Annotated in this window: 17 protein-coding genes; 8 read left to right on the plus strand and 9 right to left on the minus strand. The window is 69.5% G+C overall.

The features are described 5' to 3' along the window. Positions 1 to 7: 7 nt before the first annotated feature. The gene (locus tag KBX50_RS28685; protein ID WP_210940994.1) at positions 8 to 1,759 is read right to left on the minus strand and encodes a biotin carboxylase N-terminal domain-containing protein; all 1,752 of its coding nucleotides are present in this window, start codon (positions 1,757 to 1,759) and stop codon (positions 8 to 10) included. A gap of 185 nt (positions 1,760 to 1,944) precedes the next feature. Here KBX50_RS28685 and KBX50_RS28690 point away from each other — a divergent pair, with 185 nt between their 5' ends. Together KBX50_RS28690 and KBX50_RS28695 are read left to right on the plus strand one after the other, a co-directional pair. Next, positions 1,945 to 2,904, plus strand: coding sequence for an ATP-binding cassette domain-containing protein (locus KBX50_RS28690; protein WP_093406253.1), 960 nt, complete (start codon positions 1,945 to 1,947; stop codon positions 2,902 to 2,904). A gap of 17 nt (positions 2,905 to 2,921) precedes the next feature. Then, positions 2,922 to 3,677 (plus strand): ABC transporter permease, encoded by a 756-nt coding sequence (locus tag KBX50_RS28695; protein ID WP_210940995.1) that lies wholly within the window; start codon positions 2,922 to 2,924, stop codon positions 3,675 to 3,677. Between the two features lie 140 nt (positions 3,678 to 3,817). Here KBX50_RS28695 and KBX50_RS28700 read toward each other — a convergent pair whose 3' ends face one another. From KBX50_RS28700 to KBX50_RS28720, 5 genes are all read right to left on the minus strand, one after another. After that, entirely contained in the window at positions 3,818 to 4,471 is a 654-nt protein-coding gene (locus tag KBX50_RS28700) for an O-methyltransferase (RefSeq protein WP_210940996.1), read from the minus strand. A gap of 9 nt (positions 4,472 to 4,480) precedes the next feature. Further along, the gene (locus KBX50_RS28705; RefSeq protein ID WP_210940997.1) at positions 4,481 to 5,137 is read right to left on the minus strand and encodes a nucleoside triphosphate pyrophosphatase; all 657 of its coding nucleotides are present in this window, start codon (positions 5,135 to 5,137) and stop codon (positions 4,481 to 4,483) included. Between the two features lie 149 nt (positions 5,138 to 5,286). Then, positions 5,287 to 6,432 (minus strand): type VII secretion-associated serine protease mycosin, encoded by a 1,146-nt coding sequence (gene mycP, locus KBX50_RS28710; RefSeq protein WP_374224747.1) that lies wholly within the window; start codon positions 6,430 to 6,432, stop codon positions 5,287 to 5,289. A 1,381-nt stretch (positions 6,433 to 7,813) separates the two neighbouring features. After that, complete coding sequence (locus KBX50_RS28715) at positions 7,814 to 8,320, minus strand: hypothetical protein (protein WP_210940998.1); 507 nt, start codon at positions 8,318 to 8,320, stop codon at positions 7,814 to 7,816. A 110-nt stretch (positions 8,321 to 8,430) separates the two neighbouring features. Beyond that, positions 8,431 to 8,643, minus strand: coding sequence for an acyl-CoA carboxylase subunit epsilon (locus KBX50_RS28720; protein WP_210940999.1), 213 nt, complete (start codon positions 8,641 to 8,643; stop codon positions 8,431 to 8,433). A 91-nt stretch (positions 8,644 to 8,734) separates the two neighbouring features. Here KBX50_RS28720 and KBX50_RS33685 point away from each other — a divergent pair, with 91 nt between their 5' ends. Next, positions 8,735 to 11,122 carry a serine/threonine-protein kinase gene (locus KBX50_RS33685; protein WP_210941000.1) on the plus strand — a complete coding sequence of 796 codons (2,388 nt, stop codon included), beginning with the start codon at positions 8,735 to 8,737 and terminating at the stop codon, positions 11,120 to 11,122. Positions 11,123 to 11,186: 64 nt separating this feature from the next. Then, entirely contained in the window at positions 11,187 to 11,423 is a 237-nt protein-coding gene (locus KBX50_RS28730) for a hypothetical protein (RefSeq protein ID WP_210941001.1), read from the plus strand. 135 nt (positions 11,424 to 11,558) lie between these two features. Here KBX50_RS28730 and KBX50_RS28735 read toward each other — a convergent pair whose 3' ends face one another. Further along, positions 11,559 to 12,308: a GH25 family lysozyme gene (locus tag KBX50_RS28735; RefSeq protein ID WP_210941002.1), complete on the minus strand. Its 750-nt coding sequence runs from the start codon at positions 12,306 to 12,308 to the stop codon at positions 11,559 to 11,561. Positions 12,309 to 12,426: 118 nt separating this feature from the next. Further along, positions 12,427 to 12,609 carry a hypothetical protein gene (locus tag KBX50_RS28740; RefSeq protein ID WP_247674605.1) on the minus strand — a complete coding sequence of 61 codons (183 nt, stop codon included), beginning with the start codon at positions 12,607 to 12,609 and terminating at the stop codon, positions 12,427 to 12,429. 46 nt (positions 12,610 to 12,655) lie between these two features. Between KBX50_RS28740 and KBX50_RS28745 the strand changes: the two genes are divergently transcribed. The 3 genes from KBX50_RS28745 (at position 12,656) to KBX50_RS28755 (ending at position 14,844) form a co-directional block, all read left to right on the plus strand. Then, positions 12,656 to 13,396: a M50 family metallopeptidase gene (locus KBX50_RS28745; RefSeq protein ID WP_210941003.1), complete on the plus strand. Its 741-nt coding sequence runs from the start codon at positions 12,656 to 12,658 to the stop codon at positions 13,394 to 13,396. Between the two features lie 70 nt (positions 13,397 to 13,466). After that, the gene (locus KBX50_RS28750) at positions 13,467 to 13,970 is read left to right on the plus strand and encodes a SigE family RNA polymerase sigma factor (protein ID WP_210941004.1); all 504 of its coding nucleotides are present in this window, start codon (positions 13,467 to 13,469) and stop codon (positions 13,968 to 13,970) included. Continuing rightward, the gene (locus KBX50_RS28755; RefSeq protein WP_210941005.1) at positions 13,960 to 14,844 is read left to right on the plus strand and encodes a hypothetical protein; all 885 of its coding nucleotides are present in this window, start codon (positions 13,960 to 13,962) and stop codon (positions 14,842 to 14,844) included. The genes KBX50_RS28750 and KBX50_RS28755 overlap by 11 nt, the downstream gene beginning before the upstream one ends. A 48-nt stretch (positions 14,845 to 14,892) precedes the next feature. Here the strand turns inward: KBX50_RS28755 and KBX50_RS28760 are convergent, their stop codons facing one another. Continuing rightward, positions 14,893 to 16,476 carry an acyl-CoA carboxylase subunit beta gene (locus KBX50_RS28760; RefSeq protein WP_210941006.1) on the minus strand — a complete coding sequence of 528 codons (1,584 nt, stop codon included), beginning with the start codon at positions 16,474 to 16,476 and terminating at the stop codon, positions 14,893 to 14,895. Positions 16,477 to 16,551: 75 nt separating this feature from the next. On the opposite strand from KBX50_RS28760, the gene KBX50_RS28765 reads away from it, so the two are divergent. After that, positions 16,552 to 17,427, plus strand: coding sequence for a biotin--[acetyl-CoA-carboxylase] ligase (locus tag KBX50_RS28765; protein WP_210941007.1), 876 nt, complete (start codon positions 16,552 to 16,554; stop codon positions 17,425 to 17,427). The last annotated feature ends 189 nt before the right edge of the window (positions 17,428 to 17,616 follow it).

The raw sequence follows: 17,616 nt of genomic DNA on the forward strand, positions 1-17,616 counted from the left end.
TCACACCTCAGGCGATGGTGCAGATCGCCGCGCCGGCGGTGATCACCGCGCCGACCTCAGCCGACAGGCCGCTAACCGTACCGGCCTTGTGGGCGTGCAGCGGCTGCTCCATCTTCATCGCCTCCAGCACCACCACCAGGTCACCCTCGGCGACCGTGTCGCCGTCGGCGACCGCAATCTTGACGATCGTGCCCTGCATCGGCGAGGTGAGCGAGTCACCGCTCGTCGCAGCGCCGGCCGTGGTCCCGCCACCCCGACGGGTGGGCTTCCGCGCGGCTGGCGCGGCAGCGACCGTACCGGTGCCGAGACCGGCGGGAAGGCTCACCTCCAACCGCTTGCCGCCCACCTCGACCACGACGGTCTCGCGCTCCGCCGGGCCCGCAAGAGCCCCGGCGGGGGCGGTGAACGGCGGCACGGTGTTGTCGAACTCCGTCTCGATCCATCGGGTGTGCACGCTGAACGGTTCGGCGGTGAACGCCGGATCGCGCACCACCAGACGGTGGAACGGCAGCGCCGTGGCCATCCCCTCGACCACCATCTCGTCAAGCGCCCGGCGGGCCCGCTCCAACGCCTCGGTCCGGGTCTCACCGGTGATGATGACCTTGGCGAGCAGGGAGTCGAAGTTGCCCCCGATCACGTCGCCGGCCGAGATGCCGGCGTCCACCCGTACCCCGGGACCGGTGGGCAGCCGCAGCGCGGTGACCGTACCGGGGGCGGGCAGGAAGTTGCGGCCCGGGTCCTCGCCGTTGATCCGGAACTCGATGGAGTGTCCGCGTGGGGTCGGGTCCTCGGTGAACCGCAGCTTCTCGCCGTCGGCGATGCGGAACTGCTCGCGGACCAGGTCGATGCCGGCGGTCTCCTCGGTGACCGGGTGTTCCACCTGAAGTCGGGTGTTGACCTCCAGGAAGGAGATGGTGCCGTCGTTGCCGACCAGGTACTCGACGGTGCCGGCACCGTGATAGCCGGCCTCCCGGCAGATCGCCCTGGCACTGTCGTGGATCTGGGCCCGCTGCGCGGCGGTGAGGAACGGCGCCGGCGCCTCCTCGACCAACTTCTGGTGGCGGCGCTGCAACGAGCAGTCCCGGGTGCCCACCACGATCACGTTGCCGTGCTGGTCGGCGAGGACCTGCGCCTCCACGTGGCGGGGCTGGTCGAGGTACCGCTCGACGAAGCACTCGCCCCGCCCGAACGCGGCGACCGCCTCCCGGGTGGCCGACTCGAACAGCTGCGGAATCTCCTCCATCGTGCGGGCCACCTTCAGCCCGCGCCCACCGCCGCCGAAGGCCGCCTTGATCGCCACCGGCAGGCCGTGGTCGACGGCGAAGGCCATCACCTCGTCGGGGCTGCCGACCGGGTCGGCGGTGCCGGGGACCAGCGGGGCGCCGGCCCGCTGGGCGATGTGCCGGGCGGTCACCTTGTCACCCAGGTCGCGGATCGCCTGCGGGGTCGGACCGATCCAGGTCAGGCCGGCATCGATGACCGCCTGGGCGAAGTCGGCATTCTCGGAGAGGAAGCCGTACCCGGGATGCACCGCGTCCGCACCGGAGCGGCCGGCAACGTCGATCAGCTTGTCGATGCGCAGGTAGGAATCCGCGGCGGTGTCACCACCCAGGGCGTACGCTTCGTCGGCGAGCGTGGCGTGCAGGGCGTTCCGGTCCGAGTCGGCGTACACCGCGACGCTGCCCAGGCCCGCGTCCCGGCAGGCGCGGATGACCCGGACGGCGATCTCGCCTCGGTTGGCGATGAGTACCTTGCGCACCTGGTGGCTCCTCCCGGCGGGTTACTGACCGGGAGTTTATCGGGCACCCCGATGGCCCTAACGATCGCTCAGTGTGGGATGGCGCACTGTGCGGGCGAGGTAATTGAGCGGCGTGGTGTCGTACCGATGTGGTCGAGTGCCGGTGACGATGATGGCCGACAAAGGCCACGAGCGGGGAGCAGGACATGATCGAGACCAGAGGGCTGCGGAAGTCGTTCCGCAGCCGGGCCGGTCGGGAGACGAAGACCGTCGAGGCGGTACGCGGTGTCGACCTGGACGTCCCGGCCGGTGAGATCTTCGGGTTCCTGGGCCCGAACGGTGCCGGCAAGACCACCACGCTGCGGATGCTGGCGACACTCATCGAGCCGGACGGGGGCCAGGCCACCATCGCCGGTGCCGACCTGCTCAAGGACCCGGGCGAGGTGCGTCGCCGGATCGGTTACGTGGCCCAGGGCGGGAGCACCTGGGACGAGTCCACCGGCCGGGAGGAACTGGTGCTCCAGGCCCGGATGTACGGCATCCGCAAGACCGAGGCGCAGCGGCGGGCCGCCCGGGCGCTGGAGGCGTTCCAACTGGTCGAGTTCGCCGACCGCAAGTGCAAGACGTACTCCGGTGGCCAGCGGCGCCGGGTCGAGATCGCGCTCGGCATCATCCACGAGCCGAAGATCGTCTTTCTGGACGAGCCCACCACCGGGCTCGACCCGCAGAGCCGGGCACACATGTGGGACGAGATCCGCCGGTTGCGCGCCGACGGGATGACCGTCTTCATCACCACGCACTACCTCGACGAGGCCGACGCGCTCTGCGACCGCATCGCGATCATGGATCACGGCGAGGTGGTCGCCGAGGGTACGCCGGCCGACCTCAAACGGGAGATCTCCGGCGACGTGGTCCAGGTCGGCCTGGACGTCACCGCCACCGGCGAGGCCGAGAAGCTGCTCGACGGCGAGGAGTACGTGAACCGGCTGGAACTGCTCGACGAGGGCGGGCTGCGGCTCTTCGTCGACGAGGGCGCCACCGCCATTCCGCGGATCCTGCGCCGGGTCGACGCGGCCGGGCTCGACCTGAGGTCGATCGAACTGCACCGCCCGAGCCTCGACGACGTCTTCCTCACCAAGACCGGCCGCTCGCTGCGCGAGTCCTGACCCGATCCGGAGATCTCATGAAGCTCGCTCGCGACACCTGGCTGATCTTCCAGCGGCAGCTGAACCTGCTGCTGCGCAACCCCGTGTGGGTCTTCGTCGGCGTCTTCCAACCGGTGATGTACCTGCTGCTGTTCGCCCCGCTGCTCAAGCCCGCACTGAACGCGCCCACTCAGGCCGAGGCGTACAAGATCTTCGTACCTGGTCTGCTGGTCCTGCTGGCCATCTTCGGTGGCCTGTTCCAGGGCTTCGGCCTCATCGCCGAACTGCGAGCCGGGGTCATCGAACGCTCCCGGGTCACCCCGGTCAGCCGGCTCGCCCTGCTGCTCGGCCGGTCGCTGCGCGACGTGGTGTCGTTGATGACCCAGGCCGTCATCATCACGCTGCTGGCGCTCCTGTTCGACCTGCGCGTGTTCATCGGTGACCTGCTGCTGGCGTACCTGATGCTCGCCCTGATCGCGCTGATGACCTCGGCGGTCTCCTACGGTGTCGCGTTGAAGGTGAAGAGCGAGGACGCCCTGGCTCCACTGATGAACACGGTGGCACAGCCGGTGCTGCTGCTCTCCGGCATCCTGCTGCCGCTCGCCTTCGCACCGGGCTGGTTGCAGGGCGTCGCCAAGTGGAACCCGTTCTCCTGGGCGGTCGACGGCACCCGTGCCCTGTTCAACGGCGACATCGGCGACGACCGGGTCTGGCAGGGGCTGACCATCATCGCGGTGCTCGCCGCAGCCGGCGTCTACTGGGCCGCCCGCCAGTTCGCCCGCAGCGTCCGCTGACCCCGCCCGGCTCGGCCCGCCCGGCGGGCGGCCTCGCTTGGCCGGCCCAGCGGGCGGGTTGCGGCATGTTGGGGTCTCCCCGCAGCGGGATGCCCCGACATGCCGCAACCGGAGTGGATCGACGCCCCTCGCGGCGGATGTCAGTGCACGTGGGCGAGGGTCAGCCCGTCGGCGATCGGCAGCATCACGGCATCCACCCGTACGTCGGCCAGCACGTCCTCGTTGAACGCTGCGATCGCCCGGTCGTCGGCGCTCTGCGGTGCCACCACCCGACCGTTACGCAGCACGTTGTCGACGGCGATCACACCACCGGGCCGCATCCGAGGCACCAACTCGGCCCAGTAGACCGGGTACCCGGTCTTGTCGGCGTCGATGAATGCGAAGTCCAGGTACCGTTCGTGCGGCAACTCACGCAGCGTGTCACCGGCCGGCCCGATCCGCAGGTCGATCCGGTCGTCGACGCCGGCCCGCGCCCAGTAACGGCGGGCAACGCTCGTGTACTCCTCCGAGATGTCGAAGCAGGTCAACCGCCCGCCCTCGGTCAGCCCTCGGGCGATCGCCAGCGACGACAGCCCGGTGAAGGTGCCTACTTCCACCGCTTGCCGAGCAGCGAGCAGCCGGGTCAGAAACGTCAGAAAGGCGGCCTGTTCCGGCGCGACCTGCATCGACGCGTGCTCGGGAAGCAGCGCCAGCGTTTCCCGCGCCAGGTCGCTGATGACCTCGTCCGGCGGGGCACCGTGCGCCACGAGGTATCGGTGCAGGTCATCGGTGAGCGGAATCGACTTCAGCGTCATGCTCGGAACCTAACCGAGTGGTTCGACGATCTGGTTACCAGGCGCGACCTTCGTCCACAGATCCGTGATCCGCAGCTCCAACTGGGCCAGCAGCTTCCGCAGCAGAGGCAGGGAGAGTCCGACGACGGTCCCCGGGTCCCCCTCGATCCGCTCCACGAACGGCCCGCCCAACCCGTCGATCGTGAACGCGCCGGCCACCGCCAGCGGTTCGCCGGTGGCGACATAGGTGGCAATCTCGTGGTCGCTGATATCGGCGAAGTGCACCACAGTGGAGGCCACCGCCTCCGCGCGTCGCCCGGACACGATGTCGACGAGACAGTGACCGCTGTGCAGCACCCCGCTACGCCCCCGCATCCGCTCCCACCGCCGGGTAGCGTCAGCGTCGTTGTCGGGCTTGCCGAGAATCTCCCCGTCGAAGGCGAGCACCGAGTCGCAGCCGAGCACAAGGGTGCGCTCATCGTCGGTCGGACGCAGCCGACCCAGTACGGCCTGGGCCTTGAGCCGAGCCAGTTCGAGGCAGAGATCCTCCGCCCGGTCGGTCACCACGAGCGATTCGTCGACCCCGCTGACCAGCACGTCCGGTTCGATCCCGGCAGACTGGAGAGACTTACGGCGGGCGGGGCTCGCCGAAGCGAGCACAAGGCGAAGCGGCAGGGCATCAGGCACCCCGCCGACGTTACCGCCTGCTGCGTACGTCACGCCGCGCGCCACCCGCCCACCCTCGGAGTCCGCTTGCGTGGGGATCTTCCCGGCCACACGGCCGCGCCGGCCAAGCGAGGCAGAACGCGTGTCCGAGCCGACACGATGCCGACGCGTCAGCGTGTGATCCGAGGCGGCGGATCATCGGAGCGGCGTCGGTGCCGGGCCACCAGCGCCCAAGCGCCGCCCGCCGCCACCAGCACCCCCAGCGTGACCAGGCCGCGGACGGTCGCCGCCCGCCCCTCGTCAGCCGGCGGCCCATCAGCGGCCGCCGTGGTAGGACCAACTGCGTCCGGCCCGTCCGCCGGCACCGATCCAAAACCCCTCGGCGGTACGTCTGCCGTCAGCGCCGCCACCAGATCGATGACCCCGTAGCCGTACTGGTCATCCCGTCCCGGCGGCCCCTTGTCGATCGCAGTCGCAGTCAGCCGATGAGCCACCTCGTCAGCCGGCAGATACGGATACTTAGCCCGAATTAGGGCCACTGCTCCAGCGACGATAGCGGTGGCATTTGAGGTGCCAGTACTTCTGCGGTAGCCCAAATCGGGGCCGGTGCTAAAAATTTCTACTGCTGGTGCGCTCACGTCTATCTGTTGCCCAGAAGCAGAGCCTCTCCAAAATTCTCCGCTGCGATCGATGCCGCCCACCGCTATGACGGTGTCAAATGCTGCAGGATAGATCACAGCCGGGTCGGTGGAACTATTTCCCGCTGCGGCGACAACAACTACACCGGACGTATGGGCGGACTGTAGTGCGCGAATTAGACGCGAACTCTTTCCGCCGCCGCCGGATATGCTTATGACATCTGCGCCTTCGCTAATCGCATACTCGATTGCAAGCGCTAGTCGATCGGCATTTCCGACGTTGTCTGGGGTTGAGGATCTGATCGGTATTACTTGTGCTCTTGGTGCTATTCCTAGTGCGCCCCTTCCTCCCCTTTGGCCATGGGCGCCTATGATGCCAGCCATAGCCGTTCCATGTCCGTTCGGGTCCTTGCGACCGTCGCCATGGCTTCTTGGCAGCAGATTTTTACCCGTTAGCAGGTTTCGTTGTAGGTCGGGATGAGGGTAAACGCCCGTATCAGGCACCGCCACGATCACGCCTTCCCCCTGGCTAATATGATGCGCCTCCGTCGCCTTGAGGTAGGGAAGGTGCCATTGGTCGGCGCGCACCTGCCCGGCGGCGTCATTCAGGGTGGTTGCCGGGCTTGGTGAACGGACTGGCCATATGCCAACTACGGCCGAGGTTAGGATGGCGGCGATGCACCGAGAAGTGCGGACGGTCACGTGGTAAAGCCGATAACTGGCCCGGGGTCTATGGGGCCCGGATCCTCAGGTGGCCTCAGGATTGGATCTACGCCTTGTTTAGTTTCCCACGGGTAGTCGGGATCCCACTTGCGCGGTTCATCAACATTCAGTGTGTGTCCGCCTCGGTGTGCGGCTGTGGATCCTGTCCCAATGTTTCCAGGTAGTCCGCCGGGCGAAAAATTGAAATTTGCTCCCGGAGAGCCCCGATTGGCGGGGCGAGACCCGGCTCCGCCGGTCGGGGCAACACCAGCAGCCCCGCCACCTACTACTCCGCCGATAGGGCTGTTTCGACGCTGCTGATTATTTCCGGAAATTGGTTGGGTTGACCCGGTGCCGGGTAGTCCACCGATGACGCCGCTCTGGGGCAGGTTGGCGTGAGGTGGGCGGTGGGGGTAGGCCATTGGCCTCGTGTGTGAACTTCTACTTCTTTCGGATGGAGGAGTAAGGTCATTCGGGCCTACTCGGCGGCCAGGTATGCCAAGAGAAGGTGGCACGACCCCTAGCGTTGGCGGTGCCGCTTGACTTGGTGATGAAGGCGTCGGTGATCTGGTATCCGGGGGCGCTGGAGGCGGAGTTGCCGGAGCGCCGCCGAGCAACGGACCATTGCCGGAAGAGGTAGCCGTTGATACCGGTTGTGAGGCGAGCCCTGATTGTCTAGCTGGTCCAATCGTTGTTGGCGATGAAGTCGGGACAATCGGTGGAATAACCGGCACCGGCACAGTGGAATATGGATCCACGAGTTCGGGGGAACGACCCCCATGGCGCACCACCTGTGAAGGTGGGTGGCGGAGTTGGGTTTGGGCTTGTTGTAGTTCGGTGCTGAGGCTGTACATGACGTTGCGGGCCTGGATGTTCAGCCGTTCGAGGTCGGCGTCCGTCACCGGGGGGTCGATGGCTCGGCTGGCAGCGGCGGCTTTCGGGTCGGCGGCGGTTTGTTCCCAGGATCGCTTCTGTTGCAGCTTGTCGGCGTATTCTTCGTGGATTTTTTGTAGATTGCTGCGGCTGCTGGTGAGGGCCTGGGTGGCGGCGGACAGCGCGGTCTGGTTGGCGGTCGCGGCGTCGTGGGTGCGTTGGACCTGACTGATCAGCTCGTCGAGTTTGGCGAGGTAGGCGTGGGAGGCGGCGTTGGTCTCGGGCGGCCAGGTCTGAGCCAGGCGGTCGCGGTAGGTCCGCAGTCTTGCGAGATGTTGGCCGGCCAGCTCGGCGATTTTGCGCCAGCCTGCGACGTGTCGCCAGTGGTTGTCGGTGTGGTGGCCCTGGAGGCAGGCCCACATGTCTGCCACGTTCATCAGCTGCCACTCCGTCAGGCCGCCGCTGCGGCCGACGCCTGGTTCCCTCACGGCACCACCACCGGGCCAGTGTTGTCGGTGCCGGTCGGGTCGGCGAGCGATGGCGACGCCACGGCTGCCGGTGGCGGCGGGTCGGTCTGCCTGCGCGTCTCGTCGATGTTCGGTACAAGCGGCAAACCGTGCTGCCCGAGTGCTCGGTGGACGTCGGCGACCCGGGCGGCGGAGAAGGCGTCGGTGTCGGCGTACTGCTCGGCTACCAGCTTGGCGGCTTCCGCGAGGTGGCCGGTGGCGTCACCGACGCCCCAGACCGCGTTGGTCGTCGCCTGTTGGGTTTCCCAATGGGTACGCATGAAGTGCACCAGCTCGACGAACGCGTCCGCCGGGTTCGGCACAGTGGTGAGCATGTCGTCTGCGATGTACCGCAGGTACGGTGCGTAACTGCCTTCGACCTCGGCGCGGAGTTGCTCGGCGAAGTCTCGTAGCTGACGGATGTCGGCCTCGACGCCTGCGGAACCGCGTAGCCAGGACGCTTGTCGATCCTCCTCAGGGATCATCCGCCCTCCCAATCTGTCACGGGCTCACTCCCCTGAGTGAGGTTAGACGGTGAACGCCCCCTCCGGCAGCCCTGCCGCGTCCAGCGGCGCTGCCGCCGACCAGAGGTGGTTCAGCGAGGCAGGCCGGAGGTGCGCCACGCGCCGGCACCGGGCCTCAGCGCCGCAACCGCCGGGCGGCCGCTGCGCGTCCAAGCCGACGCCGGGGTCGGCGCGGGCCGGGCGGCCGGGCGCGACCGCACGGCGATCACGCCGACCAACGCGGCCAGTTCCTCGGCGGTCGGCACGCCGCGCACGACCCGGAACAGCGGCTCTTCGACAGACATGACCTCAGGGTACGCGGGGAGAGGCCGACCTTCGTCGCACAGTGGCGTGCCGGCGGTGTGACCGCCTGCGCTGCCGGGTACCGTCTCAGCGATGTCAGAAGCTGCCCCCCAACTCGTCGCCGACCGGTACCGGCTGCTCTCGCCGCTCGGTCAGGGCGGCATGGGTCGGGTTTGGAAGGCGCGCGACGAGGTGCTGCACCGCGACGTCGCGATCAAGGAGCTGGTTCCGCCGCCGGGCCTGACCAGCGACGAGCGCCGCGAGATGCGCGAACGTTCGCTGCGCGAGGCACGCGCCATCGCCCGGCTCAACAACATCAACGTGGTACGCATCTTCGACGTGCTCCGCACCGACGGTGACCCGTGGATCGTCATGGAGTACGTGGAGTCGCGGTCGTTGCAGGACACCATCGCCGAGGACGGTCCGGTGTCACCGGCGCGTGCGGTGGAGATCGGTCTGGGCGTGCTGAACGCCCTGAAGGCCGCGCACAAGGCCGGCATCATGCACCGCGACGTCAAGCCCGGCAACGTGTTGCTCGGCACCGACGGTCGGGTGGTGCTGACCGACTTCGGCCTGGCCACGATCCCCGGCGACCCGAATGTCACCCGTACCGGCATGGTGCTCGGCTCACCCGCGTACATCGCGCCGGAGCGTGCCCGCGACGGCACCTTCGGTCCGGAGGCCGACCTCTGGTCGCTCGGTGCGACCCTGTACGCCGCAGTGGAAGGCAAGTCCCCCTTCGCGCGTCCCTCCGCGATCAGCACTCTGGCCGCGCTGGCCACCGAGCCGGTGCCGCCGGCCCGTAACGCCGGTCCGCTCAAGCAGGTGCTTGCTGGGCTGCTGCGCAAGGATCCGCAGGAGCGGATCACCGCCGAGTCCGCCGAGCGCATGCTGCGCCGGGCCAGTGGGCGACGGGCCCGGGGCATCTCGCTGCTCGACGGCGTACGCCGGCCCGGGCCGAACGGACCGCGCGAGCCGCGCCCGCCGTTGGTGCCGGCGCCGCGCCCCTCCGGTGAGCGGCCGTCGACCCCGGTGACCCCACCCGCGCCTCGCACGCCACCCACCTCAGGGCTACTGGCCGGCGGCGCCGCGGCCGCCGGCTCCACAGCGGACCGTTCGACCGAGAATCAGCCCGGCGCGGACGCCGACCCGACGACGAAGGTCGACCGCCCGGCCGGCGGTGATGATGCCGCGCCGACAGCCAAGGTCGCCGGCGCAGGCGGCAGCGCCGATGTCGACCCGACGGCGAAAGTCACCCCGACCAGCCTGTCGCAGGCCGGACGGGCGGACGACCTGGAGAGCGGACGGTCCCGGACCAACCCGCCGGGCGACGGCGACACCGCGCTGGCCGCCGCTGCCGGTACCGCCTCGGCTGCCGCCGCAGCAGCCGGAACGCCGGGGGAGGGCACCGGTGCCGGGCCGGCCGCGCCGCCCGACGAGCAGGCGGGACCGGACGTCGCCACCGGCGACCGGGGCGACCCGGATCCGACGGACGTGGCGCATGTCGGTGCCGACGCGGCACCGGGCGGCACCGACGACGGTGGGACGTCCGGCGAGGCACACCCGCAGGATGCTGTGCCGGCGGGTCAGGGCACCACGGAGCCCGAGGCGGCGGGAGACCCGGCCGATGTGGGCGACGCAGCCGCAGGCGGTTTGAGCACGACGCAGGCCCCGTCGGATCGGTCGGGCAGCGGAACGCCGCAGCCGACCTCGGTCATGCCGGCTGCCCCGGTCAGTCCGGCCCCGACCCGCGGCAACGTCTTCAAGGCCGGACAGTTCCGTTCGGAGCGCACCCGGCGGGCGGTGCTCGTCGGTGCCGTGGTGGCGCTGCTGCTGCTCGGCGTGGTGGTGGCGATTCCGCTGCTCAACAGTGGCGACGAGGACGGCGGCACTCCGCCGGCCGCGAACGGCACCAGCAGCGCACCGCCGCCAGCCAACTCGGAGCCGGCCGCCCCAGCACCGGGCGACCCGCCGGCCAGCCCGTCGGCTTCGCCCAGCCCGTCGGCTTCGCCCAGCGCCTCGGAAACGGCAGGTGGCCTGCCGGAGGGGTGGACGCTGCGGACCGACCCGGTGGGCTTCAAGGTGCCGATACCCGACGGCTGGCGACGCAGCACCAGCGGGACTTCGGTGATCTACCAGGAGCCGGACGGGGTACGGGAACTGCTCATCGACCGCACCGACACGCCGAAGCGGGACGCCGAAGCTGACTGGCGGTCGCAGGAGCCGAACCGGAAGAACCTGGTCCGCAACTACGAGTTCATCGACATCTCCTCGTTCGACTGCAAGTGGCGGACCTGCGCCGACTGGGACTGGCGGGAAACCCGCGACGGCACCCTGATCCGGGTCCGCAACCGGGCCTTCGTACCCGCCAGCAACCGGGGCTTCGCGCTGCGCTGGGAGGTCGCGGACCGCGACTGGGACGAGCAGTTGGAGAACTTTGAGATGATCTTCCGTGAGTTCGTGCCGGACCGACAGGACTGATCGACAGGCATGGCCCTCCGCCGTTCGGGGTATCTGATCTCCGACGACGGAAGGGAGGCCCGAGATGGGTTACCGAGGAAGGGACGCCCGGCCCCGGCTGGCACTGTGGACGGCCGTGGTGCTGGGCAACGTCGTACTGCTTGTCGCCACCGTCGGAGTGGCGGTGCTGGCGACCATGCTGAGCCTGGTCACGCTCGCCGGGGCCGCGTTCGCCGGCTGGCACCTCACCCGCCGGGGCTGCGTGTCCCGCCGGTCCGGGATGACCGTGCCGGTCGCGCTGGCCGCCCGACGGCGGGCCTGAGCAACTGGCCGAAGCCGAAGCCGAAGCCGAAGCCGAAGCCGCGCGGCGCGGCGACGACAGCGGGTCGTGGACGGCGCGACGGCAGGCTGACGTCCGCTCCGAGCGAAGGACGTCGGCCCGCCGTCGCGGCGTACGTCAGGTGTTGTTGGCCAGCGCGATCAGCCGGCTGCGGTCGCCGTTCCAGTAGTTGCGGTCGACGCCGCCGCTGATGCCGGGGACGCTGCCGGAGTCGGTGTACTGCCAGAAGCTCCAGAACGGCGCGCCGGCCGGCAGCGCCCCGACGGATGACGACCAGCGGGCCACCCACAGCGGGTGGTTGTTCCACGGCCCGCTCCAGGAACCGGTGCACTGGTTCCAGAAGCTGGTGGTGGTGTAGATGACCGCGTACCGGCCGGTGCGGGACCGGTAGGTGTTGAGGAAGTCCTGCACCCAGTTGCGCATGCCGGTGGTGCTCAGGCCGTAGCAGTAGCCGCCGCTGTACGGGTTCGCTTCCAGGTCCAGCGCGGCCGGCAGGGTGCGGCTGTCCGCGGACCAGGCGCCGCCGTTGGAGGCCAGGAAGTTCGCCTGGACCGCGCCGGAGGAGATGTTGGGCCGGGCGAAGTGGTACGCGCCGCGGATCACACCCGCGTAGTACGCGTTCACGTAGTTGGTGTTGAAGTTCGGGTCCCGGTAGCTCGTACCCTCGGTGGCCTTGATGAAGGCGAACTGGATGCCGGAGTTGCGGACGCTCGTCCAGTTGATGGAGCCCTGGTAGCGCGAGACGTCGATGCCCGGCACGGTGGCGGCGGCGGCCGGGGTCGCGGTGGCGACGAGCCCGGCGGCGGCGGTGGCGAGTACGGCGACTGCGGCGGCGGTCAGCCGACGCAGCGATCTGGTCCGACCCATGGCGTCCTCCTGAGACGACTGTCGATAGACAGACATCTTTAAAGGTGATTGTCGGCCAGGGCAAGAGGGATCAAGACAACTTTCGATGTCTCGGTTGTGGCGGCAACCCACCTGGCGATCAGCGCAGCGTGGCCGGATCCACCTGCCAGCGGAACGGCTCGTTGAGGGTGAGCGTCTCGCCGGCCTTGGCCACCCGCTCCTCGACGTAGTGCCCGCCGTCGAGGCGGTAGAGCCGCAGCGAATGGGTCTCGCCGTCCTGCTCGACCAGCAGGTCGCCCGGGACCGACACCGGAACTGTCACCCGGCCCAGGGTCGATGCCCGAACGTGGGCGGTAGGCTCCCGCCTCATGGTGTCGATCGAGGGCATGACCGAGTTCTGGGACCGCCTGCTCGGCGCGCAGCCCGATCCGCCTCCGCTGCTGGTGGTGCTCACCGGGCTGGTCGCGCTGCTCGTCGTGGTCACCCGGCTGCCGTGGCGGATCGCCCGCAACGCGATCACCATCGCCCACGAGGGCGGTCACGCGCTTGTCGCCGTACTCACCGGACGCAAGCTGCACGGCATCCGGCTGCACTCGGACACCTCCGGCCTGACCCTGTCCGCCGGTCGTCCCACCGGCCCCGGCATGGTGCTCACCCTGCTCGCTGGTTACCTGGCCCCGCCCCTGGTGGGCCTGGGTGGGGCGTGGCTGCTCGCCGGCAACCGGATCACCCTGCTGCTGTGGATCGCGGTGCTCCTGCTGCTGGCCATGCTGGTGATGATCCGCAACCTCTACGGCGCGCTGACTCTGGTGATCGTCGGGGGCGCGGTGCTCGCCGTCTCCTGGTACGCCAGTCCGCAGGTGCAGGCCGCCTTCGCGTGGACCGGGGTGTGGTTCCTGCTGCTCGGCGGCGTACGCCCGGTGGTGGAGTTGCAGCGGTTGCGCGCGCGGCGCGGCATGCCGGCCTCCGACGCCGACCAGTTGGCCGGGATCACCCCGCTGCCGGCGTTCTTCTGGGTGGTCCTCTTCGGTCTGGTCAACCTCGCCGTGCTGGCGGCCGGCGGCCTGATGCTGGCCGGCCCGCTGCTCGCCGAGGCCGGCCTCACCTGATTTCATCGGCCGGGCGGCAACCTGACCCATCCCCCCGTGCGTGTGCTCTGTCAGGTACGGGGAGGTGCGGGTGGCGGACGTCGAGGACTTCGACGAGTTCTACCGGGGCAGTCGGCAACGGCTGCTCGGGTACGTCTACGTGCTGACGGGTGACCTCACCGAGGCGCAGGACGCCGTGCAGGAGGCGTTCATCCGCGCCTGGCAACGCTGGTCCAGCGTGGGCGGTTACGACGACCCGGAGGCGTGGGTACGCGTGGTGGCGGCCCGGATCGCGGTGAGCCGCTGGCGCAGTCTGCGCAGCCGGGCCCGGGCCTACCTGCGACACGGCGCGATCGACAGCGTGCCGGCACCGAGCACCGACACCGTCGAGGTGGTCGCCGCGCTGCGCCAGCTACCCGAGGAACAACGCGTCGCGATCGCGCTGTACTACCTGGTGGGCCTGCCCGTCGCCGACGTCGCCCGGGAGACCGGTGCGCCGGTCGGCACCGTCAAGGCCCGGCTTTCTCGGGGACGTGCCGCGCTGGCCGGACTGTTGGTCGTGTCAGATCTGGAGGAGGCTACCGATGCGATCTGACGACGACATCGGCCTGGTGGAACGGGTGCAGCAGGAGCTGAGGTCGGTCCGCTGGTTGGAGACCGCTGAGGTGCGCGCCGTGGCGCGGCGACGCAGCCGGTTCACGGCAGTGGCGGTGGCCGTCGGCGTCGTCGTGCTGTCCATCCCGCTGGTGGCCGCCGTCGCACTGCCGCCTCGACAGCCGGCGATGCCGGGAGAGGGTGGTGCGATCTCGCGGGCGGAGATTCCGTTCGAGGCGCTGTTGCAGCCCGAGGATCTGCCGATGGAGGTCGACGCCCCGATCGTCGAGGCGGGCCTGGCCGAGCCGATCGTGATCGATCCTGAGTTGGCGAGGTGTCTGCAGGCGAAGGGAACATCCCCCGACTGGGAAACGTCTCGTTACTCCCGTTCACAGTTCATGCATCGTCCGGCGGATATCCGGGTCGAGGACGGAATGGCGCTGGGACGCGGCATATCGATAGTGCTCATGCAGGACGTCTACCGCATCACTCCCGAGTTGGAACGGACCCTCTTCGCCGGCATCGATCGGCAGGTGAGCACCTGTCTGAACTGGGAGAGCATCGAGATGGGCTCGATCGACGACATGACGGAGTGGGCCGACTTCCACGCGATGCAGAGCTGGGCGGTGGTCGACAGGCAGTTCGCCGGAGACGAGTCGGTACTGATCCGCCACACGGTTGGTGAGACGCGTCGAGGCGACGCCGACGGTGAGGTGCTCGCCGCGCCGATGCCGCCAAACGTCATCGCCGTGGTGCGGGTCGGTGACCTGGTCACGGTCGTCGGGGTCGAGTCCGGCGCGAGCGAGTCGGAGCTGAGACGGCTGGCGACCATAGCCGCCGGGCGAATGTGCGTTGCGGCCAACCCACAGTGCTGACCGGCCCCTCCCGACGGGCTGACGTGCGGGAGGGGCCGTCAGCGGCGACTACAGCGGGATGTTGCCGTGCTTCTTGGGCGGGAGCGTCTCCCGTTTGGTACGCAGCACCCGCAGCGCCCGGACGATCTGGGCACGGGTCTCGTGCGGCGGGATCACTGCGTCGACGTAGCCGCGCTCGGCGGCCACGTACGGGTTGGCGAGGGTGTCCTCGTACTCGGCGATCCGTTCGGCGCGGACCGCGGCCGGATCCTCGGCGGCGGCCAACTCCTGCCGGTAGAGGATGTTCACCGCGCCCTGCGCGCCCATCACCGCGATCTGAGCGGTCGGCCAGGCGAAGTTGAGATCGGCCCCGAGGTGCTTGGAACCCATCACGTCGTACGCCCCGCCGTACGCCTTGCGGGTGATGACGGTGACCTTCGGGACGGTGGCCTCGGCGTACGCGTAGATGAGCTTCGCGCCCCGGCGGATGATGCCGTCCCACTCCTGGCCGGTGCCGGGCAGGAACCCGGGAACGTCCACGAAGGTGAGCACCGGAATGTTGAAGGCGTCGCAGGTGCGGACGAAGCGGGCCGCCTTCTCGCTGGCCGCGATGTCCAGCGTGCCGGCGAAGTGCATCGGCTGGTTGGCCACCACGCCGACCGGCCGGCCCTCGACCCGACCGAAGCCGACCACCATGTTCTGCGCGTAGAGCGGCTGGACCTCCAGGAACTCCCCGTCGTCGAGCACGTGCTCGATCACCCGGTGCATGTCGTACGGCTGGTTGGCCGAGTCGGGGATGAGCGTGTCGAGTTCCCGGTCCGCGTCGCTGATCTCCAGGTCGGCCGGTGCGTCGAAGACCGGTGGCTCGTCCAGGTTGTTCGAGGGCAGGTGGGACAGCAGCGCCTTGACGTAATCGATCGCGTCGGCCTCGTCGGTGGCGAGGTAGTGCGCGTTGCCGCTGCGGCTGTTGTGGGTGCGCGCGCCACCCAGTTCCTCCATGCCGACGTCCTCGCCGGTGACGGTCTTGATGACGTCCGGTCCGGTGATGAACATGTGCGAGGTCTGGTCGACCATCACGGTGAAGTCGGTGACCGCCGGGGAGTAGACCGCGCCGCCGGCGCACGGGCCCATGATGAGCGAGATCTGGGGGATGACCCCGCTGGCCCGGACGTTGCGGAAGAAGATCTCGCCGTAGAGGCCGAGTGAGGCCACCCCCTCCTGGATCCGGGCGCCGCCGGAGTCGTTGATGCCGATGACCGGGCAGCCGATCTTCATGGCCAGGTCCATCACCTTGACCATCTTCTCGCCGAAGACCTCGCCGAGGGAGCCGCCGAAGACCGTGAAGTCCTGGGCGAAGACGCATACCTGCCGGCCGTCGATGGTGCCGTACCCGGTGATCACGCCGTCGCCGTACGGGCGGGTCCGGTCCAGCCCGAAGTTGGTGGACCGGTGCCGGGCGAACTCGTCCAGCTCGACGAACGACCCCTCGTCGAGCAGCATCTCGATCCGCTCCCGGGCGGTCTTCTTGCCGCGCGCGTGCTGCTTCTCCACGGCGCGGGCCGACCCGGCGTGCACCGCCTCGTCGACTCGTCTGGCCAGGTCCGCCAGCTTGCCCGCGGTGCTGTGGATGTTGGTCCCGGTCTCGGTAGTCACCCTGGGAATATAACGATGGTTCAGGTCACCGCTGCTGTGCACTTCGCCTCACCGGGCTACCCGTAGGCTGGTGGCGTGCCGGGTTCGCCGTACACCGATCTGGATCGTCCGCCGCTGTCGGCGGCCCGGCTGCGTCGGGCGTTGGTCGCGCCGTACGGTCCGTGGTCCCGGCTGGAGCTGCGGACGGAGACCGGGTCCACCAACGCCGACGTCGCCGAGGCGGCGCGGACCGGGGAACCGGAGGGCCTGGTCGTGGTGGCCGAACGGCAGACCGCCGGCCGGGGCAGACGCGGGCGGGTCTGGCAGTCTCCGCCGCGCGCCGGCATCGCCACCAGCGTGCTGCTGCGGCCCGGCGAGGCCGTGCCGGCCCGTGGCTGGTCGCCGGCGCCACCGGCGGGGTACGGCTGGCTGCCGTTGCTGGCCGGTGTGGCGCTGGTCGAGGCGGTGGCGCTGCTGGCCGAGCTGGATGCCACTTTGAAGTGGCCGAACGACCTGCTCATCAGGGGTGCCAAGTGCGCCGGGATCCTCGCCGAGGGGGTGCCCGGGCCGGGGCTGAGCGACCCGCCTGCGGTCGTTGTCGGTATCGGGCTGAACGTGACGCTGCGCGCCGACGAACTGCCGGAGCTTCCGAGCGGTCTGCCGGCCACGTCGCTGCAACTGGCTGGCGCTTCCGCCACCGACCGGGATCCGCTGCTGCGGGCCCTGCTCCGCTCAGTCGCCGACTGGTATGCCCGATGGCGTGACGCCGGCGGGGACGCGGTCGCCAGCGGTCTGCGGGAGGCGTACCTGGCGGCGTGCGGCACCATCGGCCGCGAGGTCCGTGCCCTGCTCCCCGACGGCACCGCCCTCACCGGCACGGCCAGCGGCGTCGACCCCGACGGCCAACTCCTCCTCTCCACCCCCACCGGCCAACGCCCCCTGGCCGCCGCCGACCTCCACCACCTCCGCTGACCCCTTCCGCCCCGCTTCGCCCCCCGCATAGTTGATCATGAAGTTGTTGTCGAGTGGATCGCCTTGGGGTCAAGGGGTGAGTGCAATCGTTAGGGAGTGATGAGTTGTGCGAGGCGTTGGGCTGGGGTGTTCCAGTCCAGCGTTTCGCGGGGTCGGGTGTTGAGTTCGTGGGCGACCTCGTCCAGGCCG

This window comes from Micromonospora sp. C51 (genome assembly GCF_018070435.1).
Taxonomy (GTDB): Bacteria; Actinomycetota; Actinomycetes; order Mycobacteriales; family Micromonosporaceae; genus Micromonospora; species Micromonospora sediminimaris.